General features: G+C 64.2%; 17 protein-coding genes. 11 read left to right on the top strand and 6 right to left on the bottom strand.

The genetic code is table 11. From position 1 onward, the window contains the following. Positions 1-8: 8 nt before the first annotated feature. Positions 9-1,352, top strand: a complete 1,344-nt coding sequence (locus AC1DW2_RS05525) for a cytochrome-c peroxidase (RefSeq protein WP_354239570.1) — start codon at positions 9-11, stop codon at positions 1,350-1,352. Between the two features lie 113 nt (positions 1,353-1,465). On the opposite strand, the gene AC1DW2_RS05520 is transcribed toward AC1DW2_RS05525, so the two are convergent. From AC1DW2_RS05520 to AC1DW2_RS05505, 4 genes are all read right to left on the bottom strand, one after another. After that, positions 1,466-2,248 carry a hypothetical protein gene (locus AC1DW2_RS05520; protein WP_166343939.1) on the bottom strand — a complete coding sequence of 261 codons (783 nt, stop codon included), beginning with the start codon at positions 2,246-2,248 and terminating at the stop codon, positions 1,466-1,468. Positions 2,249-2,567: 319 nt separating this feature from the next. Further along, positions 2,568-3,641: a hypothetical protein gene (locus AC1DW2_RS05515; protein WP_354239572.1), complete on the bottom strand. Its 1,074-nt coding sequence runs from the start codon at positions 3,639-3,641 to the stop codon at positions 2,568-2,570. A gap of 102 nt (positions 3,642-3,743) precedes the next feature. Then, positions 3,744-5,237: a flavin-containing monooxygenase gene (locus tag AC1DW2_RS05510; protein WP_354239574.1), complete on the bottom strand. Its 1,494-nt coding sequence runs from the start codon at positions 5,235-5,237 to the stop codon at positions 3,744-3,746. Between the two features lie 107 nt (positions 5,238-5,344). Further along, positions 5,345-5,794 (bottom strand): cupin domain-containing protein, encoded by a 450-nt coding sequence (locus tag AC1DW2_RS05505; protein ID WP_063981444.1) that lies wholly within the window; start codon positions 5,792-5,794, stop codon positions 5,345-5,347. Positions 5,795-5,980: 186 nt separating this feature from the next. Here AC1DW2_RS05505 and AC1DW2_RS05500 point away from each other — a divergent pair, with 186 nt between their 5' ends. Beyond that, positions 5,981-7,006, top strand: a complete 1,026-nt coding sequence (locus tag AC1DW2_RS05500; protein WP_477005389.1) for an AraC family transcriptional regulator — start codon at positions 5,981-5,983, stop codon at positions 7,004-7,006. 11 nt (positions 7,007-7,017) lie between these two features. Here AC1DW2_RS05500 and AC1DW2_RS05495 read toward each other — a convergent pair whose 3' ends face one another. Next, positions 7,018-8,874 (bottom strand): ATP-binding protein, encoded by a 1,857-nt coding sequence (locus AC1DW2_RS05495; RefSeq protein ID WP_354239578.1) that lies wholly within the window; start codon positions 8,872-8,874, stop codon positions 7,018-7,020. Positions 8,875-9,008: 134 nt separating this feature from the next. Beyond that, positions 9,009-9,641 (bottom strand): cupin domain-containing protein, encoded by a 633-nt coding sequence (locus AC1DW2_RS05490; protein WP_063981448.1) that lies wholly within the window; start codon positions 9,639-9,641, stop codon positions 9,009-9,011. A gap of 203 nt (positions 9,642-9,844) precedes the next feature. Between AC1DW2_RS05490 and AC1DW2_RS05485 the strand changes: the two genes are divergently transcribed. The 9 genes from AC1DW2_RS05485 to AC1DW2_RS05445 all read left to right on the top strand — a co-directional run bounded on the left by AC1DW2_RS05485 (position 9,845) and on the right by AC1DW2_RS05445 (position 23,424). Further along, positions 9,845-11,536 (top strand): peptide ABC transporter substrate-binding protein, encoded by a 1,692-nt coding sequence (locus tag AC1DW2_RS05485; protein WP_477005388.1) that lies wholly within the window; start codon positions 9,845-9,847, stop codon positions 11,534-11,536. Positions 11,537-11,563: 27 nt separating this feature from the next. Continuing rightward, entirely contained in the window at positions 11,564-12,514 is a 951-nt protein-coding gene (locus AC1DW2_RS05480; RefSeq protein ID WP_477005387.1) for an ABC transporter permease, read from the top strand. A gap of 2 nt (positions 12,515-12,516) precedes the next feature. Next, the gene (locus tag AC1DW2_RS05475) at positions 12,517-13,392 is read left to right on the top strand and encodes an ABC transporter permease (protein ID WP_477005386.1); all 876 of its coding nucleotides are present in this window, start codon (positions 12,517-12,519) and stop codon (positions 13,390-13,392) included. A 55-nt stretch (positions 13,393-13,447) separates the two neighbouring features. Continuing rightward, entirely contained in the window at positions 13,448-14,776 is a 1,329-nt protein-coding gene (locus AC1DW2_RS05470; protein ID WP_354119440.1) for an NAD(P)/FAD-dependent oxidoreductase, read from the top strand. Positions 14,777-14,789: 13 nt separating this feature from the next. Further along, the gene (locus AC1DW2_RS05465) at positions 14,790-15,716 is read left to right on the top strand and encodes a 2-hydroxyacid dehydrogenase (RefSeq protein ID WP_477005385.1); all 927 of its coding nucleotides are present in this window, start codon (positions 14,790-14,792) and stop codon (positions 15,714-15,716) included. 9 nt (positions 15,717-15,725) lie between these two features. After that, positions 15,726-17,594, top strand: coding sequence for an ABC transporter ATP-binding protein (locus AC1DW2_RS05460; RefSeq protein WP_477005384.1), 1,869 nt, complete (start codon positions 15,726-15,728; stop codon positions 17,592-17,594). Between the two features lie 273 nt (positions 17,595-17,867). Beyond that, a complete protein-coding gene (locus tag AC1DW2_RS05455) occupies positions 17,868-18,791 on the top strand; it encodes a helix-turn-helix domain-containing protein (protein ID WP_477005383.1) in 924 nt (307 codons plus the stop codon). A 473-nt stretch (positions 18,792-19,264) separates the two neighbouring features. Further along, positions 19,265-19,780 (top strand): hypothetical protein, encoded by a 516-nt coding sequence (locus AC1DW2_RS05450; protein ID WP_071910227.1) that lies wholly within the window; start codon positions 19,265-19,267, stop codon positions 19,778-19,780. Positions 19,781-20,094: 314 nt separating this feature from the next. Then, positions 20,095-23,424, top strand: a complete 3,330-nt coding sequence (locus tag AC1DW2_RS05445; RefSeq protein ID WP_477005382.1) for an adenylate/guanylate cyclase domain-containing protein — start codon at positions 20,095-20,097, stop codon at positions 23,422-23,424. Positions 23,425-23,439 lie beyond the last annotated feature (15 nt).

Raw genomic sequence — 23,439 nt, 5'->3', positions numbered from 1 at the left:
GACGCTTGATGAACAGCCGCACCATGTGGCTCCTCGGCGCCGGCCTGCTTTGTCTGGCCGGCGCCGTCTTTGCGGCCGGGACGCAAGGACTTGCGGAGACGAGCCAGCTCGGCGCGAACCCGAATCCGGTTCGCCTCATGCGCCCGCCCGTCACGCCATTGTCCGCGATGGCGCAGCTCGGCAAGGAGATCTTCTACGACGCATCGCTGTCGTCGTCCGGCGCGCTGTCCTGCGCATCCTGCCACAGCCCGGATCACGCCTACGGCCCGCCCAACGACGGGCCGGTGATGCTCGGCGGCGCCGCCCTGTCGCGGCAAGGCGCGCGCGCGGTGCCATCGCTGACCTATCTCGATCGCCATCCCAATTTCAGCATCGGCCCCGACAAGGGCGACGACGACAACGTCATCGATCTCGCGCAGATGGCTGCAATCGGCCAGCAGGCCGCGCGGACGACGAAGACCGCCGGCGGCAGCGGCGCATCGGCGAACATCGTGCCGCAAGGCGGCCTGTTCTGGGACGGCCGCGCCGACACGCTCCAGGACCAGGCGCTGTTCCCGCTGCTCGACCCCAACGAGATGGACGGCGGCAGTGCCGAGATCGTCGCGGACAAGCTGCGCCGTGCGCCTTACGCCTATCGCTTCGTCGAGCTGTTCGGCGCCGGCGTGCTCAGAAATCAGCGGCTCCTGATCGCGGAGGCGATGTTCGCGGTGGCGCGTTACCAGGTGGAGGAGCCGAGCTTCCATCCCTACACCAGCAAGTATGACTACTGGCTCGAGGGCAGGGCGCGGCTCACCGAGACCGAACTGCGCGGCCTGCAAGCGTTCAACGATCCTGACAGGGCCAATTGCGCCGGCTGCCATACTTCGGCGCCGACCCGCGACGGCCTGCCGCCGCTGTTCACCGATCACCAATACGAGGCGCTCGGCGCGCCGCGCAATGCCGCGCTCGCCGGCAATCGCGATCCCAGCCATTTCGATCTAGGCGTCTGCGGCCCGCAGCGCACCGACATTGCCGAGCAGACGCAATATTGCGGCATGTTCCTGACGCCGACGCTGCGCAACACGGCGACGCGCCACGCCTTCTTCCATAACGGCGTCTTTAGCACCCTCGAGCAGGTCCTGGATTTCTACAATTTTCGCGACACCAATCCGGAAAAGGTTTTTCCGCGCGGCGCCGACGGCGCGGTGCGGAAATACGACGACCTGCCGCAAAAATATCATGCCAATGTCGACGTCACCGATCCGCCCTTCGATCGCCACCCCGGCGACAAGCCGGCAATGACGGAGCAGGGCGAAGCCGACATCATCGCGTTCCTGAAGACGCTGACGGACGGCTACAAGGCGGAGAATTAGAGTGCCGACGAATTAGAGTGTCGACGCATGATTCCGGGATGCGGATGCGGCGAAAAAGTCAGTCATCGCCTGCATGAACACTCCTGCCGCCGTGTCGGATCGCGTGGCCGTATTCAAAAGAACTCAAGCGAAGGAAAGTGATTGACCAGTCTGTCCCAGAGCGAGGACGGCGGCCGTGGCTGCCTTTTGGCATCCTGGAGGGACAGGCACCGCGGTGCCAGTCTCATTCCATAATAGAGGTTCGCTCCAGAGAGGCTCTGACCGCCCTGTATGCTGACAGTCGGATCGAAATTATTCCTTATCAAGTCCGTCGTTTGCTCCACGGAGCCCGCCGCTGAATTGTCATAGGCCGCGACGTATTTCGTCGACGCCTTGAGAACCCGCTGTCCCTGGCAAACGTATTCCCCGTTTTCCAGATAACGTTTCACTTCCCGATCGCAGGACTCGCGGCGGAACAGCTCCTCCGCGATGATTGATAGATCTTCAAGTGAGATTTCCAACACTTGAACGTCATCAAGCTCGAGCTTTACAGCTTCTGCCAATTTTGCATCGGTATGTGACTGAATCGAACGCACGACTTTTGAGTCGAGCGAATACTGTGTCTTTCGTAGCTCCGAAGTGACCTGGGTCGCTGAAGATGAAGTACGAGTGACGCCGACCAGCCGATCCGGCGAGACTTCGCACAGCATGTCGTAATCCTGGCCGTTCGGAGAGACATGATAGATGGAGCCTGGAGCGCGCAGGAGGACCGGTGGCGTTATCGGGTGAAAGCCGATAGCGGTGATTGCTTCGTTGAGCCGATTTGGGGGCGTGCGTAGATGTATCGCGGCCACGGATGCCAGTGGTGCGATGCTCACGATCGCGACTAATGCCCCCCACTTGACCAATGGGCGCATTGGAATTCTCCGCCGATTATCCGCAACAATAGTGTCCGCAGGGGCGCGCGCACGCGTTGGCCGAATCTGCAGGAACAGTCGTCGTGAGTGCGGCGAGAGTGAAGACAAAAAGCAGTGCTGCGAACTTCATGGCCTGTCCTCCTATGGATTGACAGATGTTCGCTCGGCTTGACGTCCGGAAACCCGCAACGCTTTGGCGCCGGGACGCGAGACATCTCCTTGCAAAACTACGCCCGGCATGGGGTCGCTGATATGAACTAGCTCACACTCTATCTATAATTGTGCTGAGTCTCGCGGGGCGTCGCCCTTCTGTATGTCCTCAGCGCCCCTTGATCTCCGAATATTTCGCCATCGCGCGCTCGAACTTGCGGTTGAACAGCCACATCGCAGCGAGGATCTCCCGGAAGCTGGCCGAGTTGCGCGCCCGGTCGGCCTGTCCGAACGCGAAGATGCTGTTGTTGCGCAGGTGCTTCATGATGGTCGGGCTGGACACCCTGTAATTCAGGACATCGCCTGATTTGAGCGCGGACCGCGTCGGGGTCGGCACGATCTGGATCAGTTCGAACAGCTTCATTTGGTCGATCGGATCGGGCAGCGTCTTCACGATTCCCGGGATCTCCCGAAACACATCCGCGTGCGCGTTCATCAGGCCGTCGCGCACGTTGGTCCAATGGTTGAAGCGATAGTCCGTGCCGCGGGCGCGCGCCTCTTCCTTGTCGTCGCGGGCGCTCAGCTCGGGGTTGGCCGCCGCGATCTCGCTCTTGATCGCCTCCCACTTCCGGCGGCCGTTGCGGTCCTCGGACGGGCCGGTCTGGAAGCTGCCCATATAGGTATTCGAGCGCCCGTTGCGGACATTCTGCTTGCCGTTGGTCTCGGCGAAGAACAGCCCGAGGCTGATCCGGCCCGCAGCTTCGGCGTGAGCCGGTGCAAGCCCCTTGGCGCGTGCGATCGCTGTGGCGAGATCGACGACGTCCTTGAACGGCGTCGCCGAGTTCTGCGCGCCGGCGGGCGGCGCCTCCATGACGTCGAACAGCTTTGAATATTCGTCGATCAGCGGCTCGATATCGGCGTCGAAATAGGCCGGTGGTATCTCGAACTTGTTGGGCTTGCCGATTCGCGACGGCATGGCGTCGGTGAGATCCTTGTAAGCACTGATGACCGCGACGCGCGCCAGATAGAGCGCCTGTCCCGGCAGGTTCGGCAGCGGCTCCTTTGCCTCGATCTGTCGGTGCCGCTCGGCAAGGATGGATTTGAAATCGCCGAGCGCGCGATCATAGGTGGCGAGCGCCTCCGATTGCTTCGCGTTAAGCGTTTGTGCCCGGCCGACTGTGAACGTCGTGAGGATCAGCCCAAGCACCGCCAGGGCTATGGCGGCGTGACATCGTCGTCCCATGGCCGGTTCCCATGTGCCGGAGATTCGTCGGTCACGGGATCGTAAACATCAAACGCGCGGACTGGCGAGTTGCAAATCACGCTCAGCCCGGGTTCTCCGACCTTATGCTGTGGCCCGGTACTCCGGCGCCGTCGCCAGGAACTTCGCATAGGCATCCGCATCCGGCGGCTGGAAGTGTCCGGCGAGCCCGCCGCGCTTCTGGTTCTTGGCGCCGATGTCCGCCATCAGCTCGTCGAAATGGCGATAGTGATAGGGCGCGACGCAGAGGCCGCCATAGACGCCGGCAGCCGGCCGTTCGACCCGCTTGAAGTGCAGCATCATCTCGACATTGTCGCGCATCGCTTGCGCCGTCGGCTGGTTCGAGAGCTGGCCGTCGGCGTAGCGCACCAGCCAGTTCGCGGCGAGATCGGCACAGAGCACGGTGCAGAACGACGAGTTGAAGCCGACGAAGCCCATCTCCGGCAGATCAGGGTTGGCGATCAGGCGGTAGAGCCGGTATTGCCCGTCCGCATCGACAAGTTTCTGCCGATAGGCCTCGGGCAGGAACGGCACGCCGAGCTTGTAGCCGATCGCGAGCACGGCGACGTCGGCCGCGACGCGCTCGCCGCCGCTCATCACGATGCTGTCGCCTTCATAGTGGTCGAAGCTGCCGAACACCGCCTTGATGCGGCCGTCGGCGACCATCGGGTAGAAGTCCGGCGTTGCGATCGGCACCGAGCAGTTGACGCCGTCCTCGATCCGCTCCTTCGGCACCATCTTGCACCGGTTCAGCTTGAGCTGCGCCTTCAGCAGGCTCTCCAGCCCGCGCCAGTTCGCCCAGATCAGCGGCGCGGCGATGCGGTGCGCGAGCCGTGCCATGGAGCTCGCGCCCCAGCCCGGAAACATCTCCTCCTGCGCGCGGATGTAAAGGATGCGCTTGAAGTTCACGAGCCCGCCGATGAAATAGGGAATGCGCCACACCGGCTCGCGCATCACGATCGTGACTTCGCGTGCACCTGATTTCACCGCGTTCACCGCGATGTCGGTCGCAGACTTCGAGCCGCCGAGCACGACGACGCGCCGCCCTTTCGCCAGCGTTGGATCGCTGTATGTCGACGAATGCAGGATCTGGCCGCCCTGCGCCAGAAAGCCGTCCTCGCCCGGGCAATGCAGCTCGCGCGGCTCGTTGAACTGCCCGGTGCAGACCGCGACGAAATCGAAGTCTTCATTCGTCGCCGCGCCGTCCTTGCCCGATAGCGCGAGCGTCCAGCCCGGTTTGCCATCGGCGCGGCGCTCCATGCCGGCGACCCCAGTGTTGAGGCGCAGCATGTGGTCGAGGCCGAAGTTTCTCGCATAGTCGCAGAGATAGGCATGGACCTGCGGCCCGGTCGGCCATTCCGGATAGGTGTCCGGCATGGCGCGATCGGTGTAGCGGTAGAGCTCCTTCGGGCTCTGGGTCTGCACATCAGGATAGGAGCGCGCCGGCTCCCAGACGCCGCCGAGATCGGCACTGCGCTCGACGATGGTGACGCGGTGGCCGTGGTTCGAGAACGCCTTTGCGGCGGCGAGGCCGGAGACGCCGGCGCCGATCACGCAGACATGCTTGGGACTGACCATGGGATTCCTCGGAATCAATGTGTTTCGGGCGCAAGCGACCACGCTCGGCCGCGATGCGCGCCCGGCGGACCTGCAGGCAGATGAAACTGGACGAGAAGGCTGGCCGCCTAATCGTTGGCCTCGGGCGGCAGGAAGTCGACCTCGTGCAGCGCCGAGATGCGCACGACTTCGGCGGGGTCCGTCAGATTGTGGAGCTGGTTGAACAGCGCCTCCAGCTTCTGCATCGGCGAGACCCAGAACAGCGCGCGGCACGGCTTGTCGGACTTGTTGAAATAGCCGTGCGGGATGCCGCGCGGCATGCGCACGAGATCCCCGGCATGGGCCTTGACCCATTGGCCGTCGAGCTTGAGGTCGAGCGTGCCTTCCTGCACCAGGATGAACTCGTCCTGGGTCGGATGGATGTGCACGGGCACGAACTGGCCGGGCTCGCTGTTGGTCTCGAACGCGAAGGTGGAATCTGTGACGGCCTTGGGAAAATAGACCTGGCCAAGGATGTTCCAGCTCTTTCCGCCATAGCCCGTGCCAACAGCGGTTATGCCCTTTTCGAGTGCAGTCATGGCTCACTCCTCATGGATTCCGGCGAGGATGGAGCTTCGGCCCGTCGACGGTCGCTGTCTATCCGCTAAACGAATCCGGATGCGGCTGTTGCCATGCAGCACGACGATTTTGCGACGCGGCTCTTTTCGCGTCCCGGGAACTATTATAGGCTTAAAGCAACTCCGTGACCCGAGGCGTGGTCGACGATGTCCGCAGCCGAGCTGGAAATGAGCACGCGGCGGTCCGAAGCCGAACGGCTTGCGGACTTCGCCCGCGTCAACACGGACGATGTCGACGAAGCGGCAGAGCAGATCGGACGCATCTTCTGCCCGCACGATCTCGAGCCGGTACGGCCGCGCGGACCGGGCTTCTCAGCCCGGCACAATTGCGCGGCGTTCGACGGCTTCTCCATCAACTATGTCGCCTATGGCGGGTCGGTGAGCATCGATCCCGGCTGCCTCGAGCGCTTCTTCCTGGTACAGGTCCCGCTCACCGGCACCGCCCGCATTCGCGCCGGCGTCAGCGAAATCGATGCCGCGCCGGGCCGGACGGCGTCGCTGCTGTCGCCGACCATCCCGACCCGGATGATGTGGAGCGATTGTGCGCAGGCGATCCTGCTGCTCGACCGTCGCATGGTCGAGCAACGCGCTGCGTCGCTGTCGGGCAGGGCGGCCGGCCCAGTCGAGTTTGATGCCGCGATCGACCTCGACGCACCGGCGGGGCAGGACTTTCGGACCAGCCTTGCCGAGCTGATGCTGCTCGCCGAGCGTCTCGGGCCGTCCGGCAGGCTTTCACCGGTCGCAATGGCCGATTGGCGCGAGGTGCTGCTCGATCATCTCCTCAATGGCCAGCGCCATGGCCTGTCGGATGCCATCAGGAGGTTCTCGGGGCAAGCCGAGCGTTTGCCGCGTGCACTGCGCGCCGCGCGGGACCATCTTGCGGAAAATGCCGGTGAGCCGCTCGACCTCGCGCAGCTCGCCTGCGCGTCCGGGATCGGCGTCCGCGCGCTCCAGCTCGGCTTCCGCCGCCACTTCGGCGTATCGATCTCGGAGATGCTGCTCGACATGCGCCTCGCTGCTCTGCACGCCCGGCTCGCGCAGGCTTCGCCGGATGTCTCCATCACCGAGATCGCCTTCGATCTCGGCTTCACCCATCTCGGCCGCATGGCGGGTGCCTACCGTGAAAAATTCGGCGAGACGCCGTCGGCAACGCTGCGGCGAAGGATGAGCTAGGCGTCAGACATCTATTTTCGCGATCGCGTCGTGCCGCTGTCTTCAGCCGCCTGCCTCCGCAAAAAGCCCTCGACATCCGCCTGCACCGAGTACGGCGTCGGGATCGGATCGCCCGCGGCGTCGACGGCGGTGTCGAGGGAGCGGCGCAGCATGCGCGCGAGCTCGGCTTTTCGGTACGGCTTTGCCAGAAGCGGCGCACCCATGGTGGCGCGTCCCTGCGCGTGCAGCGAATCGTAGGCATAACCCGACGTGAACAGCACCCGCAGCGAGGGCCGCGCAGCCACCATCTGTTCGGCGAGCTCGCGTCCGTTGACGCCGCCGGTCATCACGATGTCGGTGAAGAGCAGATCGAACGGCGTGCCGTCGGCCACGATGGCGAGCGCTTCGGTCGCGTTGGCGGCGGAGATGACCTTGTAGCCGAGGCTTTCGAGCTGGACGGTGACATATTGGCGGACGTCGCGATCGTCCTCGACGCAGAGGATTGTCTCCGTGCCGCCCACCACCTTGCGCTCGTCATAGCCAGCCGGACGGAGCGTGCTGGTCTCAGCCTTCGGCAGGTAGATCGTGAAAATCGTGCCGCGGCCTTCTTCAGAAGTGACCTTGATGCCGCCGCCGGACTGCTTGACGAAACCGAACACCATGCTGAGACCGAGCCCGGTGCCCTTGCCGACATCCTTGGTCGAGAAGAACGGATCGAAGATGCGTTCGAGAATGGCTTGCGAAATACCCGTGCCGGTATCGGCGATCTCGATCTCGACATAGTCGCCGGCATAGCCGGCGCCCACCGCCACGGCCTCGCGCACGCCGAACACCACGTTGCGCGTCGTCAGCGTGAGCTTGCCGCCATCCAGCATCGCGTCGCGGGCGTTGATCGCGAGGTTGAGCAGCGCTGCGCTCAGTTGGCCGCGGTCGGCGAAAGCCAGCCAGACGTTGCGGTCGAGCCTGGACACGATCTCGATCTTCTTGTCGAAGGTCGCCAGCAGCAGCTTTGCCACTTCTTCGAGCAGTTCGTTGACGTCGATCTCGGCCGGCTGGAGCGCCTGCTTGCGGGCAAAGGACAGCAGGCTCGATGTCAGCGCGGCGCCGCGATCGGCCGCCTCGCTGATCAGCTTGGTGATGGTCGCAAGCGGCGGGTCGTCCTTCACGGCGTCGGCGAGGATCTCGATCGTGCCCGTGATCACGGTGAGCATATTGTTGAATTCGTGCGCGATGCCGCCGGTGAGCTGGCCGACCGCCTCCATCTTCTGGGCCTGGATCAGCTGCTCCTCGGCCGCGCGCTTCTGGGTGACATCCTTGACGAAATTGTTGATGATGGTGCGCCCGCCGAGCTGGAGCGCCGTGCTCGACGCCTCGATCAGGATCTGGTCGCCGTTCCGGTGCAGCAGCGTTGCTTCGAACCGGATGCCGATCGGCGTATCCGACAGTTCCGGCAAAAGCCGCATCATGCGTTGCCTGAAGCCGTCGCGGAGCGGCTCGGCGATGAGGAGGTTGACGACGTCGGCGCCGAGCGCCTCCTTGCGTGTCCATCCGGTCAGGGCCTCGGCCTGGACACTCCACTCCAGGACGATGCCGTTCGCGTCGGTCTGAACGAAGGCGTCGAGCGCGGTCTTGATGACGGCCTGGGTCATCTGTGCGCTGGCCTGGGCCTGCTCGGCCAGTTGCGCGGCGGCGCGCTTGTCCTGCGCCGTTTCGATCGCGCGCGTGCACAGGCGTGCGAGCAGTACCGCGACGGCGCCGCTTGCCAGCAATGCGACGACCTGGGCAAAGCCGAACCCGGTCCCGGTCGCGGCATAGGAGGCGAGGAGGGCCGCGGCGGTCACGGCGACCTGCGCGGCCATCGCGAGTGTCAGAAGCGGTCTGAGTTTCATGGTCTCACACCAACGACGTCAATCGCGGGACCCTCGCGTTCGCGCTGTAGATTGCTCCGGCTTCACGTCAGCTACAGGCTCCGCGGGCCTGCGTCGAGGGGCAATTTCCGGCAGGGCGCCGGCGTTCCTCGCGCTCAACCTGCCGGCGAATCGGTCTGGCGCAGCGTCGTGACCCAGATCACACGCGCGGCCTGCTGGGTCGGGTTGTCGAACATGTGCGGCACGATGCTCGGAAAGCGGAAACTGTCGCCGGCCTCGAGCAGATGAGCCTGGTTGTCGAGCCACAGCCGCAGGCTGCCGGAGAGGATGTAGCCGGCCTTCTCGCCGGTGTGCTGCAAGAAGTCGGTGCCGGACGAGGCGCCGGGGTTGAGCGTCAGCTCGTAGAGTTCGAGCTGGCCCTCGTCTGCCGGCGTCAGCGCTTCCTTGACGACGCCGCTGGCGGTGAGCCGCAACAGGCGCCGGCTGTTCTTGCGCACGATGTAGCGCTGCACGTCGGCGGGATCGGTGGTCTCGAAGAAATAGGAGATGGGAACGTCGAGCGCGATGCTGAGCAGGCGCAGCGTCCGTATCGACGGCATGGCCCGCGCGCGTTCGAGCTGGCTGATCATGCCGTTGGAGAGCCCGGTCTTGGTGGCGACGTCCTGGATCGAGAGGCCGGCGCGCTGCCGCAGCAGCCGCACGGTCTCGCCGAGCCGCTGGTCGACCGCATCGTCAGCCTCGATCGCCGGGGCGTCCTTCGGGCTGTTGGTCTCGCCGCGACCATCCATGTCGCTCTCCCATGCATTGCCTCGCCGCCGGAATGGCCGGCGGCGTGAAAAGGTCGCGCATCCTAGCAATGTGATTGACAGCTGTATTTAGTCATGATGAACTTTTGACTGAAAAATTTAGAAGCACTAAAGCCCACTCCTGTCCCTTTGCCGGGTCTCGGGGGCGCGGGAGACGGTGCCGTGTGCGGGAACGGAGACTGGTCATGGCAGACAGCACCGGCAAGTTCGGCGTTGGCGGACTGCGTCATCTCGGCATTCCGAATCGCCGACAATTCTTCCAGCTCGGCGCAGGCGCCGCAGCGGGATGGACCCTTGCAGGCGACGCCTTTGCGCAGAGCGAACGCCCGACCAATCCGCCGGACAAGCCGCGCGGGCAGGTGATTGCGGCGCTGTCGCAAGAGCCGACCGTCTTCCATCCGCTGATGCCGGGCATCGAGGTCGATCAGGGCATCTGGTGGCAGGTGTTCTCGCCGCTCTGGTTCATCGAACCCGACGGCAAGTTCGTCCCTGATCTCGCGCGCGAAGTCCCGACCGTCGAGAATGGCGGCCTGTCGGCCGACGGCCTGACCTGGAAGATCAAGCTGCGCAGCGACGTGAAATGGCACGACGGCACGCCGTTCACGGCCGAGGACGTCAAGTTCTCGCTGGACTTGATCAACAATCCCGACTTCCGCGTCCGCAACCGCGTCGGCCACAACCTCGTCAAGGACATCAAGGTCGTCGCGCCCGACGAGATCCACTGGCGGATGGAGGCTCCCTATTCGCCCTACATGTCGATCCTGTCGCTCACCTTCATCGTGCCGAAGCACATCCTGGAGAAGCTGTCGGATCCGAACGCCTCGCCGTTCCACAATGCGCCTGTCGGCACCGGGCCGTTCCGCTGGGGCGAGCGCGTGCCCGGCGACCACATTCAATTGAATGCCCACGCCGGCTATCACGGCAAAGGACCTTACGTCGAACGCGTGGTCTTCAAATACATTCCCGATCTCACCGTCCTCTACACCCAGTTCCGCACGGGGCAGGTCGACTACACCGGCCTGCAAGGCATCTTGCCGAACTTCGTGCAGGAGGCGAAGACGCTGAAGGGCCGCAAGATCTTCGTCTCCGCGACGTCGTCGGTGGAGCACGTCGCGCCCAACCTCGAATTCGGCCCCTTCGCCGATCGCGCGGTGCGCGAGGCGCTGTACCTTGCCATCAACAAGCAGGCGATCATCGATGCGCTGAACTACGGCCTGCCGACGCAGACCGAGAGCTTCGTGCCGCAGCAGGCCTGGTCGTTCCAGCAGGGCCTGCCGCAACACAAATACGATCCGGCCAAGGCCAACGCGTTGCTCGACGCGGCCGGATGGACCCGGGGCTCCGGCGGCATCCGCGAGAAGGGTGGGGTCAAGCTCGAATTCACCAACTCGACGACGTCGGGCAACGCGGTGCGCGAGCAGACCCAGCAGCTCCTGATCCAGGACTGGCGTGCGATCGGCGCGGCGATGCGGGTCAACAACATGCCGGCCGCCGTGATCTGGGGCGATTTCTGGCAGCAGTCGAAGTTCAATTCGGTGCTGGTGTCCGTGAACTTCATGCTCGGCAGCGACCCCGACGTGACGCCGCGCTTCGGCTCCGGCGCTATCCCTGCCAAGGGCGGCCGTGGCTTCAACACCTATCAGTACAACAGCGCAGAGGCCGATCGTCTGCTCGCCGAGGGCGCCAGACAGTTCGATCTCGCCCAGCGCAAGACGACCTATGGCGATCTGCAGAAGCTGATCCGCAACGACCTCGCCATCCTGCCGCTGTTCCAGGGTTTTATCGCCGAGGGCGTGAAGGAGGGGCTGCAAGGCTTCCGTCCCAACATCAACACCTCGATCAATTGCTGGAACATCCGCGAATGGTATTGGGCCTGATGCGTCTGGCGCACTGGATCGCCTGAGATGGCCCGTTACGTCGTCAACCGCCTGGCCCAAGCGATCATGCTGCTGGTGATCGTCTCCGCCATCGGGTTTGCCATCCTGCATCTGGCCCCGGGCGGTCCGCTGTCGCAATACGCGGCGTCCGCGCAGATGACGCAGGAGGACCTCGACCGCGTCACCAAGCAGCTCGGCCTCGATCGCCCGTTGCCGATCCAGTATCTCGACTGGTTCGGCCGCATGCTGAAAGGCGATTGGGGCAAGTCTTATCGCGACGGCGAGGCGGTGCTGTCGGTGATCTCCTCCCATCTCGGCGCCACGCTGGAGCTGATGGCGACGGCGACCATCATCGCGGTTTTGCTCGGCTGCTGGATCGGCGTGCTGGGCGCGCTGCGCCGCTATTCGCTGTTCGATACGCTGGCGACCGTCGGCGCCATGATCGCGCTGTCGATCCCGACCTTCTGGTTCGGCCTCGTCACCATCTACGTGTTCTCGGTGAAGCTCGGCTGGCTGCCTGCCGGCAATCGCCAAACCGTCGGCGATGGCTCCTTCCTCGACCTGCTGCATCATCTGATTGCGCCGGCGCTGGTGCTGGCGCTGGTCGAGACCGCAATGTGGGGCCGCTTCATGCGCTCCTCCATGCTCGAGGTGATCAACCAGGATTACATCCGCACCGCGCGCGCCAAGGGCATGCCGGAATGGCGCATCCTCACCGTGCACGCGCTGCGCAACGCCCTGCTGCCGATGATCACGGTGGCCGGCCTCCAGTTTCCGACGCTGCTCGGCGGCGCGCTGGTCGCCGAGACCGTGTTCACCTGGCCCGGCATGGGCCGGCTGTTCCTGGATTCCATCGGCTACCGCGATTATCCCGTGGTGATGGGCATCCTGATGTTCTCGGCGACGATGGTGCTGATCGGCTCGCTGCTTGCCGACATCCTCTATGCCGTCGTCGATCCGCGCATCCGGGTGGGCTAGGAATGACGGCTGCCACCCTCTCGACAGCTCAGCTCGTGCCCGGCCAGGCCGCATGGCGGCGCTTTCGCCGACATCGCCTTGCGCTTGCGGGTGCTGTCATCATTCTGGTTCTCGTCCTCGGCTCGGCGTTGGGTCCTTATCTGCTGCCGTTCGACGACACCTATATCGACATCATGAAGCGGTTCGCGCCGCCTTTCTCCGGAGCGCACATCCTCGGCACGGATGAACTTGGCCGTGACGTGCTGGCGCGGCTGATGATGGGCGGACGCGTCTCGCTCTCGATCGGCATCGTCGCGATGGTGATCGCGATGGCGGTCGGAATCGCCGTCGGCGCCTTCGCCGGCTTCTATGGCGGCGTGGTCGGCGCGGTCCTGATGCGGCTGGTCGACGCCGTGCTGTGCTTTCCGACGATCTTCCTGCTGCTCGCGCTGGCGGCGCTCACCGAGCCCGGTCTCGCCACCACGACCGTGCTGATCGCTGCCACAGCGTGGATGGCCGTGGCGCGCGTCGTCGAGGCCCAGGTGCGTTCGCTGCGCGAGCGCGAATTCGCGGTCGCCGCGCTCGCCTTCGGCTCATCGAATCTGCGGATCATGTTTCGCGAGCTCGTGCCCAACGCGATTGCGCCGATCGTGGTGGCGGCCACGCTGAACGTCGCCAAGGCGATCCTGCTCGAATCCTACGTCAGCTATCTCGGCTACGGCATCCAGCCGCCGGCCGCGAGCTGGGGCAACATGCTCAACAACGCGCAGATCTATCTCACCAGCGCGCCGTGGCTTGCGATCGTGCCGGGCGTCGCCATCACTCTCGCGGTGACGAGCTTCAATTTCCTCGGCGACGGCCTGCGCGACGCGCTCGACCCGCGAATGAACATCCCATGATGAGCCTGCCCCCGAGCCGACTTGCTTCGATCGAACTGAATAGCTGGAGTGTCCCATGTCCCCGCCGCTCACCCGTATAAACAGCGACGAACGCCTGCCGGCGCAGGCGGACGTCGTCGTCATCGGCGGCGGCGTCATCGGCGTGTCCGCGGCCTATCATCTGGCGAAGAAGGGTCTCTCCGTCGCACTCGTCGAGAAAGGCCATGTCGGCGGCGAGCAGTCGAGCCGCAATTGGGGCTGGTGCCGCCAGCAGGGCCGCGCCCGTGAGGAGATCCCGCTGGCCCGCGAGGCGCTTCGGCTATGGGAGGACATGCAGAACGACGCCGGTGTCGATGCCGGCTTCCGCCGCACCGGCGTGCTGTTCCTGACCAAGAGCAAGGACGAGCTGGCCAGTTGGGAGCGATGGGCCGCAACGGCGCGCGAGATGCAGGTCCACTCGACCGTCCTGACACCGGCGGAGGTCGCCGAGCGCCTGCCCGGCAATTCCGAGAAATGGGTCGGCGGCCTGCACACGCCGAGCGATGGGCGCGCCGAGCCGTCAATGGCCGTGCCCGCGCTCGCCACCGCCGCACGCAAGCATGGCGTGACCATCCACCAGGGCTGCGCTGCACGCGGGCTGGAAACGCAGGGCGGACGGGTCAGCGCCGTCGTCACCGAGAAGGGCACCATTCGCACCCAGTCCGTGCTGCTATCGGGCGGGGCGTGGTCGTCGCTGTTCTGCCGCCGTCACGGCATCGAGCTGCCGATCGGTCTCGTCAACGCCACCGCATGCCGAACCACGCCGGGACCGGAGATCACGTCCGGCGCGCTCGGCACCGACTTCTACTGTATCCGCCGCCGTCTCGACGGCGGTTTTACACTGGCGCTACGCGGCCGCGGCACGGTCGAACTGTCGCCAGACCTGTTCCGCTACGCGCGCACCTTCTGGCCGACCTACCTGCATCGCAAGAACGGGCTGAAACTGTCGTTCGGCAAGTCGTTCTTCGACCAGATCGTGCGCGGCACGAGCTGGAGTTTTGACAAGCCGTCGCCGTTCGAGACCGAGCGTGTGCGCGATCCGGCGCCTGACATGTCGCTGGTCAACGCGGCGCTGGCTTCGCTGATCAAGTCGAATCCGGAATTGAAGGACATCGAGATCGCGGAAGCCTGGGGCGGCACGATCGACTGCACGCCGGACACGATCCCAGTGATCTCGCCGGTCGATGCCTTGCCCGGCTTCTTCCTCGCGACCGGCTTCTCCGGCCACGGCTTTGGCATCGGTCCTGCGGCCGGCAAGCTCGCCGCCGACATCGTGACCGGCGCGACGCCGCTGGTCGATCCCGCGGCCTACAGCCACAAGCGCATGATCGACGGCCGGCGTCTCGCGCCGGTCAGCCCGTTCTGAGAGTGCTGGTGGCATGACGGTTCTCTACAAGGCCAACATGGTTCGCGGCGCCGAATGGGCGCGCTTCTTCGCCGAGCGCGCGCCCGACGTGCCGTTCCGGCTCTGGCCCGACATCGGCGATCCCGCAGAGGTGCGCTACCTGGTGGCGTGGGTGCCGCCTGATAACATCGCGACGACCTTTCCCAATCTCGAGCTGGTCTTTTCGGTCGGTGCGGGCGTGGATCAGTTCGATGCCACAAAAGTTCCGGCGCACATTCCGCTCGTCCGCATGCTGGAACCCGGCATCGCCGAGACCATGGTGGAATACGTCACCATGGCCGTGCTCGCCCTGCATCGCGATCTCCTGCACTTCGTCAGCCAGCAGAAGGAACAGGTCTGGCGCGAGATCCGGATCACGCCGGCCAAACGTCGTCGTGTCGGCGTGATGGGGCTGGGCCAGCTCGGCCAGGCCGCGCTCGAGCGGCTCAAGGCGTTCGACTTCCCGCTTCGCGGCTGGAATCGTTCGCCGCGCGAGATTGAAGCCGTCACCTGTTACGCCGGTACGGACACCTTGCCAGAGTTTCTCGCGCAGGCTGACATCCTCGTCTGCCTGCTGCCGCTGACGGACGAGACTCGCGGCATCCTCAATGCCGATCTGTTCGCGCGCCTGCCGCGCGGAGCAGGGCTCGTCAATGTCGGGCGTGGCCCGCATCTCGTCCAAGCCGATTTTCTCGCGGCGCTCGACAGCGGCGCACTGTCCGGTGCGGTGCTCGACGTTGCCGATCCCGAGCCGCTGCCGGCAGGCCATCCGTTCTGGAGCCATCCGCGCATCCTGCTGACGCCGCACAATGCCAGCATGACGACGCCTGATACGGCCGTCGATTTCGTGCTCGACGTCATCGCACGCCACCGCCGCGGCGAAGATCTTCCGGGGCGCGTCGATCGCAGTCGCGGCTATTAGGGCAATCGCATGAGCACCGGCGCAAGCAGGTTTGATCCGATCGTTGCCGAAGCGCAGGCGCCCGTGTTGTCGGTCGCGGGCCTGACCACGTCCTTTCTGCGCGAGCGGCAATGGATTCCCGTCGTCCGCGACGTGTCGTTCGATATCGCGGCCAAGGAAACCGTGGCGATCGTCGGCGAGTCCGGTTCGGGCAAGAGCGTCACCGCGCTTTCCATCATGCGGCTCATTCCGAAGGAGAGCGGCCGCGTCGAGGGGCGCGTCACGCTCGCGGGCCGCGATCTGCTGACGCTGTCCGAAGCGAGCATGACGGATGTTCGTGGCAACGATGTCGCCATGATCTTCCAGGAGCCGATGACGAGCCTCAATCCGGTGCTCACCATCGGCTTCCAGATCGCCGAGGCGCTGATCCAGCATCGCGGCCTGTCGCGCGCGGCGGCGGAGGCCGAGACCATCCGTCTGCTCGATCGTGTCCGCATTCCCGCGGCGGCATCACGCTTCCACGAGCATCCGCATCGGTTCTCCGGCGGCATGCGCCAGCGTGTGATGATCGCGATGGCGCTCGCCTGCAAGCCGAAGCTGCTGATCGCGGACGAGCCGACGACGGCACTCGACGTCACCATCCAGGCCCAGATCCTGGAGCTTCTGAAGGAGCTCCAGCAGGAGGAGGGGATGTCGATCCTCTTCATCACCCACGACATGGGCGTGGTCGCCGAGATCGCGGACCGTACCGTGGTGATGTATGGCGGGCAGGCGGTCGAGACCGATGCGACCGCGCGCATCTTCGCAGCACCCTCGCACCCCTACACAAGCGCGCTGCTCGCGGCTGTGCCGCGTCTCGGTTCCATGGGCGGGCGGACGCGGCCGATGCGGTTTCCGATCGTCGACAAGGTGACGGGCACCTCGGACGAGCCGACGGAGACACCTGAGACGGTCTCAACCGCGGAGCGGCCGCTGCTCGAAGTCTCCAATCTCACCACGCGCTTTCCGATCCGCTCCGGCTTGTTCGGCAAGGTTTCGGGCCGCGTCCACGCGGTCGAGAACATCTCCTTCACCCTGCGCGCCGGCGAGACGCTGGCGCTGGTTGGCGAATCCGGTTGCGGCAAGTCGACGACAGGCCGTTCCATCCTCAAGCTGACGGAGCCGGATAGCGGCACCGTCCTGGTCGACGGCCAGGACGTCCTCGCCATGAACGCCCGGACCTTGCGCGACTTCCGCAAGCAGATGCAGATCGTCTTCCAGGATCCGTTCGCGAGTCTCAATCCGCGCATGTCGGTGGGGACGGCGATCGCAGCGCCGCTGCTCGCCAACGGGCTCGCCACGGCATCGCAGGCGCGCGACAAGGTCGCCGACCTCCTCGTGCGCGTCGGCCTGACCGCGGATATGGCCGCGCGCTTTCCGCACGAATTCTCCGGCGGCCAGCGCCAGCGCATCTGCATTGCGCGCGCGCTCGCGCTCGGGCCGAAGCTGATCGTTGCGGACGAAGCGGTCTCCGCCCTCGACGTCTCGGTCAAGGCGCAGGTCGTCAATTTGATGCTCGACCTCCAGGCCAGCATGGGCCTTGCCTATCTCTTCATTTCCCACGACATCGCGGTGGTCGAACGCATGAGCCATCGCGTCGCCGTGATGTATCTCGGCGAGATCGTCGAGACCGGCCCGCGCGCAGCCTTGTTCGGCAATCCGCAGCATCCCTACACGAAGAAGCTGATGGCCGCGGTGCCGGTGCCCGATCCATCGCGCCGCGGCACGAAGCGCGAGACCTCGAACGACGAGATCAGAAGCCCGGTGCGCGCACCGGATTATCAGCCGCCGGTCCGGCAGTATCGCGAAGTCTCGCCCGGCCACGTCGTCCAGGTCTGGGGCGAGGAATGGTCGGCCTAGCGGCGCAAAGGCGCGCAGCGGATGCTTTCCAGAACGCACGATAAAATCGTGCCCTGATCAGCCGCACACGTTAACGCTGTTGTCCTTCGCGATGCCAAGCCTGTGAAATCGTGCTGAAATCACAATGAATTCACCTCGTCGCGACGGAGTGCGACCGCCTGCCACAATCTATATGCTAATCCGGCGAAGCTGGACCGTCGGCCGTCGATCTCCGATAATGCATCGACTCGGAAAGGCTGGCGCAGACGTGCCTTTCACGGATGGAATATTGAAATGACACAAGCAGGCGTCTACGGGCAGAGGCTCGGGCGGGGCCTTCACGTGAAGGAAGCTCCGGTTCTGATCACGCGCTCGCTGCGCAGCGCGGAGCTCGCGGTCACCGAAGTCCGCAATGACAAGCCGACGTCCGAACTTTCCGGCTCGTTGCCGGCTGAAGATGCTTACCTTGTCAGCCTGAAGCTCCGCGACTATCCCGCTTGCGAATGTTGGGAGGAAGGCCGCTACGTCACCAGGGAGGATATTCGTGCGGGCGCGACCTATCTGTACGACCTCAAGCGCGACCCGCGCTATGTGATCGACAAACCGTTTCACTCGCTCTTCTTCTATTTGCCGTGCTCGGCCCTTCACGACATGGCGAGGCAACCCGGCGCGCCGCACATTGGCGAGCTCAGTTACGAGCCCGGCGTGGGCCATGACGATGGGGTCATCCGTCATATCGGCGCCAGCTTGCAGGAAGCACTGCGTCGGCCTGACGAGACCAACCAGCTTTTCGTCGATCACATGATGCTCGCGCTCACCGCCCACGTCGCCCAGACCTATGGCGGGCTGAAGCCTGTCGCAGAGCCTAACCGCGGCGGCCTCGCGCCATGGCAGGTGAAGCGCGCCTGCGACCGGCTCGACTCCGATCTCTCAGGCAAGGTCGCGCTGGAGCAGATCGCGACCGAGCTCGGCCTTTCGGTCAGCCACTTTTCACGCGCATTCCGGATCTCCACCGGCCTGCCGCCGCATCAATGGCTGCTGCGCCAGCGCGTGAAGGCGGCCACGCAGTTGATGACCGTCCGCAACCTGCCGTTGTCCGAGATTGCGATCTCGGCCGGATTTGCCAATCAAAGCCATTTCACGCGGGTGTTCACCCAGATGGTCGGCGTTAGTCCGGGCGCATGGCGCCGCGAAACCCATGGCGGGCGGGACGCGTAGAGCGTTTTCGCGTCAAAATCAGAATCCAAATCTGGGCCGCTTCGCCAGCGAGATCGCCATCTGACGTGGCGCAACGCGGGACAGCTTGCGAACTCACGGCGGCTGTCAGTTCGCGCTTCTGCGCTCCCGCGTGTGCAACGATGCAAACTTAGTCCTCCTGAGATCGTGACTGGATGGAGCGACAGGGAACAGGAGTATGTGAACAGTCTCATAGTCCATCACTCTCTTTTCGAGCTAACTCTCCCCCAAGAAATTGCTGCACCCGGAGCTGACTGACAGACACGGGTGAGATGCAATGCCTGCGAAGCCGCGAGCTCGCAGCTTTGGACTGGCTCTCGTCTTGGTTATGAGCAAGCCAGCCCCATCACTCAGCCACATCTTTTGGAAATTGGAATCAAGGGCATCGCGAAGCGCGTCCACGCAGCTTCTAATCGGGGTCGGCCGGTAGGCTGCTACTTATTGAGGAGCCCCCAATGAAGATAGGCAACGCAGTTTCCAGCGCATTTTCCCTAACGAGGTACGCCGGTAATCTTGGGATCGCCCGTTCCAGTCTTATCAAGTCGGCCCATCTCCTCGAAAGAATTGGGCTAGCAGCCGTTGGGGCCTCTTGCGGCCTCTATGTGGGTGCGACCCTGTTGCGTCAGAAAGGCGGGCTTTTTGAAAGCGGCTGGATCGTGCTGCTAACAATGCTCTACGGAGCTCTCAGCTATTATGTTGGAATTGATTTGTCCCGGTCTGTCGCTCGGAGGTCGATTTCGAGCACCTCGGAAGAATACAACGGCTCTGAGGTTGCTGAGATCATGAGTGCGGCCGGTACGTTCGGCGCGGCGATTGCAGCAACTCTGTCCGTCAGCATCCTTGTCCTTGATCAAAGCCTACCCAATGCGCTGATAGCGTTTCTCGCCGGCTGTTGGGTCGTTGGGTCTTCGCTTCAAGTTGCGGCGGGAACGATGGCGCGCAACTACGAAGTGCCCAAGGACGAGGAATGAAGACAATTGTGCTCACGGAAAAACGTCTGCTTGGCGTCGTGATGTGGGCACCAGTGCCAGTGCTGACGTCAGGTCTGAAGGCGAGTGGTTGACGGCTCATCGCAACTTCTGTCGTTCAACGCTGCGTGCAGACGATTTTTAGTAGCGCGACCGTTTGCATCGAGCAATGTCCTTGCTTGGAAGCGGCATCGGTACTGAGCAACCTAAGTTATCGCGCAACAAACAAGACGTGCCATCATGGTGGCGTTGGGATATTGTCCCCGCGCCGTGGTCCAAAATTCTGCTAACCGCCAACCGCACGATCGGTGGAGCCAATGCAGATTGCGGAGTGGCTCGAGAAGCTGGGGCTTGGACAATACGCAGAGCGTTTTGTCCAAAATGGGATCGACATGGGCGTCCTTCCCGAACTGATGGCCGAGGACTTCGATAAGCTCGGAGTCCTGCTTGGCCATCGCCGCAAAATGCTGCGTGCCATTGCCGACCTCGATCCAGCTGCGTTGATCGCATCGCCGGCTCCTCCTCACGACGCCGAGCGGCGTCACCTGACCGTTATGTTTTGCGACCTGGTCGGCTCGACTGCGCTCTCCGCGCGTCTCGACCCCGAGGATATGTGGGAAGTGATCCGGGCCTACCGCGCCGCCTGTGCGAGCGTCATCGCTGCTTATGACGGCAGGATCGCCAGGTTCGTCGGTGACGGAATACTGGTCTATTTCGGCTATCCCCGCGCCCACGAGGACGATGCGGAGCGCGCAGTGCGAGCGGGCCTCGACACCATCGCTGCGGTCGGGCGACTGAGGACGGGCGCCACCGAACGGGTTGAACTGCGGATCGCAATCGCGACCGGGCTTGTGGTGGTCGGCGACCTCATCAGCGGCGATGCGTCGGAGGAGCACGCAACGGTCGGCGATACACCAAACCTTGCTGCCAGGCTTCAGAGCCTGGCGGAACCGGGAGTGGTCGTCGTCGCCTCGTCGACGCGCCGGCTGCTTGGCGATCTCTTCACTTTTCGCAATCTCGGCCGCCGCGAGGTCAAGGGGATAGCCGAACCCATCGCGGTCTGGGCGGTCGAGGGGGCGGCCGCATCGGAAAGTCGCTTCGAGGCGGTCCGCGCAGCGCGTTCGATCGGCTTTGTCGGTCGCAAGGAGGAGATCGAATTCACGCTCTCGCGCCAGCGATTGGCATGGCAGGGGCAGGGCCAGATGGTGTTGATCTCCGGCGAAGCAGGCATCGGCAAGTCGCGCATTGTCGCAACGCTGTCCGAAAACCCCGCGTTGGGGGCGCACCGCCGGGTGCGATATCAGTGTTCGCCCTACCACACCAACAGCGCGCTTCATCCCTTTGTCGCGCAGCTGGAGCGCGCAGCCGGTATCCGCTCGCACGACACGCCGGAGCAAAAGCTCGACAAGCTTGAGGCAATGCTGGCGCTTGGAACGCAACAGGTCGCCCGGGCGACACCGCTCATTGCGGCTCTCCTTTCGATTCCAACCGGCGACCAGTATCCGCCGCTTGGTTTGAGCCCGGCGCAGCAGCGGCGACAGACATTTGCCTCGCTTCTCGATCAGCTCGAGGGGTTGGCGCGAGAGCAACCCCTGCTGGTTATCTGCGAGGATATGCATTGGGCCGATGCCACGACACTTGAACTGTTCGATCTCGGGGTCGACCGGATCAGGGGACTGCCGATACTCATGCTCATGACAACCCGGCCAGAGTTCGAGCCCTCCTGGTCGGGCCTCGCCAACGTCAGCCTGTTGCGGCTCGACCGGCTCGACCGGCAGGACACGCGTGCGCTGGTCGAGCAGGTGACCGTTGGCCGCCAGCTGCCGCGCGAGATGATGGAGCAGATCATCGACAAGACGGACGGCATCCCGCTATTCGTCGAGGAACTGACCAAGATGGTGCTGGAGTCCGGACTGCTCGTCGAGGATTCCGGACGCTACCGCCTCGATAGTCCGCTCCCGCCGCTCGCTATTCCCGCGACGCTGCAGGATTCGCTGATGGCGCGGCTCGACCGGCTGGCTCCCGTCAAGGAGGTGGCGCAGATAGGCGCCGCCATCGGCCGCGACTTTTCATACACGCTGCTAAGATATGTGACGGGACGCGATGATCTGACGTTGAGCGCTGCGCTGGGGCAACTCGAAGAGGCGGAACTGCTGGTGCGTCGCGGGACACCGCCCGACGCAAACTATAGCTTCAGGCACGCTCTCGTTCAGGAAGCGGCCTATGAAGGCCTGCTCAAGAGCAAACGGCAGGTGCTTCACAAGCGCATCGGCGATGTCCTGCGCGAGAAGTTTCCAGTCGTTGCCGAGACTGAGCCGGAAGTTCTGGCACACCACTTCACTGAGGCGGGGCTGAGCGAGATCGCCCTCGAATGGTGGCGCAAGGCGGGCCAGCAAGCGCTGAAGCGCTCGGCCTATTCCGAGGCGATCGCGCATCTCGGCAAGGCGATTGCGTCCGCCGATGAGGTGCCGGATGATCCCCGCCGGATGATGAGCAGGCTGCATCTTCAAATCGAGTATGGCCGTGCATTGCGAGGCAGCCTCGGCCACAGCGCTCCCGAAACGGTAGCCGCATGGACGCGTGCCCGACAGTTCGCTGCCGACATCAATGATCCCGTTGAACTCGCGCCGGTCCATTCGGGTCTCTTCAATGCTTGCCTGACACACGGCGAACTCGCTCCGATGCTGGAGCTGGCGGATGCCATCAGGAGCGCCGCTGATCGACGACCGGACTCACCGGTGGCCGCCGTCGTTGCACATTGGACGGGCGGGGTTACCTGCTGGTTCGGCGGTGACTACTTGAACGCGAGGATGCATCTCGAGCAGGCACTCGAGATCTATGGTGCCGAGCCGGATCCCGCGACGTTCAGGGCTTCGGCACTGGATCTCCCGTTCGTGATCATGAGGTTTCTTGCCCTGGTGCTTTGGCCGCTTGGCAAGATCGCGCGCGCACGCCGCCTCGCCGCCGAAGCGGTGAGTGCTTCGGGAGAAAAGCGGGCGCTGTCCCAGGCCAACGCGCTGGTTCATCGCGCTGTGTTCGACGGACTATGCGGAGGCATGTTGCAGCAAACGGAGACGATCCTGGCGCTCGGTCTCGCGCGCGACCACACGATGCCGTTGTACGTGGCCGCCGGCACCTACCTGGATGGCCTCGCCAGGTGGCGTGCCGGCGACCAAATGACCGGACTGACGGAAATGCGTCGCGGCTGGACCCTGCTGCACGAGAATGACTGCTATCTCTGTGAGCCGTTTTGGGGGATGCATGTCGCCTTGGCGAACGCGGCGTCGGGCCAACTCGAAACCGGGCTGGAAATCTTGAGCGAATTGATCGCATGGACCGGGCAATCCGGCCAGCATTGGCTTGATGCCGAGCTGCATCGCGCCCGCGGCGAGCTTTTGTCGCGTCTTGATCCTTCGGACGAAGCCGGTGCCGAAGCTTCCCTCAAGCGAGCGCTTGAGATCGCACGACACCAGCAGACGAAGACTTTCGAACTCCGCAGCGCCCTTGGACTTGCGCGCCTGCACAAGAGAAATGGCCGAGCAGGCGGGGTACCCGAGGTGCTCGCTCGCGTGCTGGCCGAATTCGATGTGGAGCGAAATCTTTCTGAAGTCGTGGAAGCGAAAGAGCTGCTCGAGCAAGTGCATTAGGCACGTGCCGTTTTC

This window comes from Bradyrhizobium sp. P3_C3, from assembly GCF_056402655.1.
Note: the sequence above shows the minus strand (reverse complement) of the source record. Positions and strands in the feature narration are given on the sequence as shown.

What these genes read in the sequence shown, in the direction of transcription:
- AC1DW2_RS05525 (WP_354239570.1), top strand. Translation starts at nt 9, where the DNA reads ATGAACAGCCGCACCATGTGGCTCCTCGGCGCCGGCCTGCTTTGTCTG.
- AC1DW2_RS05520 (WP_166343939.1), bottom strand. Translation starts at nt 2,248, where the DNA reads ATGCGCCCATTGGTCAAGTGGGGGGCATTAGTCGCGATCGTGAGCATC.
- AC1DW2_RS05515 (WP_354239572.1), bottom strand. Translation starts at nt 3,641, where the DNA reads ATGGGACGACGATGTCACGCCGCCATAGCCCTGGCGGTGCTTGGGCTG.
- AC1DW2_RS05510 (WP_354239574.1), bottom strand. Translation starts at nt 5,237, where the DNA reads ATGGTCAGTCCCAAGCATGTCTGCGTGATCGGCGCCGGCGTCTCCGGC.
- AC1DW2_RS05505 (WP_063981444.1), bottom strand. Translation starts at nt 5,794, where the DNA reads ATGACTGCACTCGAAAAGGGCATAACCGCTGTTGGCACGGGCTATGGC.
- AC1DW2_RS05500 (WP_477005389.1), top strand. Translation starts at nt 5,981, where the DNA reads ATGTCCGCAGCCGAGCTGGAAATGAGCACGCGGCGGTCCGAAGCCGAA.
- AC1DW2_RS05495 (WP_354239578.1), bottom strand. Translation starts at nt 8,874, where the DNA reads ATGAAACTCAGACCGCTTCTGACACTCGCGATGGCCGCGCAGGTCGCC.
- AC1DW2_RS05490 (WP_063981448.1), bottom strand. Translation starts at nt 9,641, where the DNA reads ATGGATGGTCGCGGCGAGACCAACAGCCCGAAGGACGCCCCGGCGATC.
- AC1DW2_RS05485 (WP_477005388.1), top strand. Translation starts at nt 9,845, where the DNA reads ATGGCAGACAGCACCGGCAAGTTCGGCGTTGGCGGACTGCGTCATCTC.
- AC1DW2_RS05480 (WP_477005387.1), top strand. Translation starts at nt 11,564, where the DNA reads ATGGCCCGTTACGTCGTCAACCGCCTGGCCCAAGCGATCATGCTGCTG.
- AC1DW2_RS05475 (WP_477005386.1), top strand. Translation starts at nt 12,517, where the DNA reads ATGACGGCTGCCACCCTCTCGACAGCTCAGCTCGTGCCCGGCCAGGCC.
- AC1DW2_RS05470 (WP_354119440.1), top strand. Translation starts at nt 13,448, where the DNA reads ATGTCCCCGCCGCTCACCCGTATAAACAGCGACGAACGCCTGCCGGCG.
- AC1DW2_RS05465 (WP_477005385.1), top strand. Translation starts at nt 14,790, where the DNA reads ATGACGGTTCTCTACAAGGCCAACATGGTTCGCGGCGCCGAATGGGCG.
- AC1DW2_RS05460 (WP_477005384.1), top strand. Translation starts at nt 15,726, where the DNA reads ATGAGCACCGGCGCAAGCAGGTTTGATCCGATCGTTGCCGAAGCGCAG.
- AC1DW2_RS05455 (WP_477005383.1), top strand. Translation starts at nt 17,868, where the DNA reads ATGACACAAGCAGGCGTCTACGGGCAGAGGCTCGGGCGGGGCCTTCAC.
- AC1DW2_RS05450 (WP_071910227.1), top strand. Translation starts at nt 19,265, where the DNA reads ATGAAGATAGGCAACGCAGTTTCCAGCGCATTTTCCCTAACGAGGTAC.
- AC1DW2_RS05445 (WP_477005382.1), top strand. Translation starts at nt 20,095, where the DNA reads ATGCAGATTGCGGAGTGGCTCGAGAAGCTGGGGCTTGGACAATACGCA.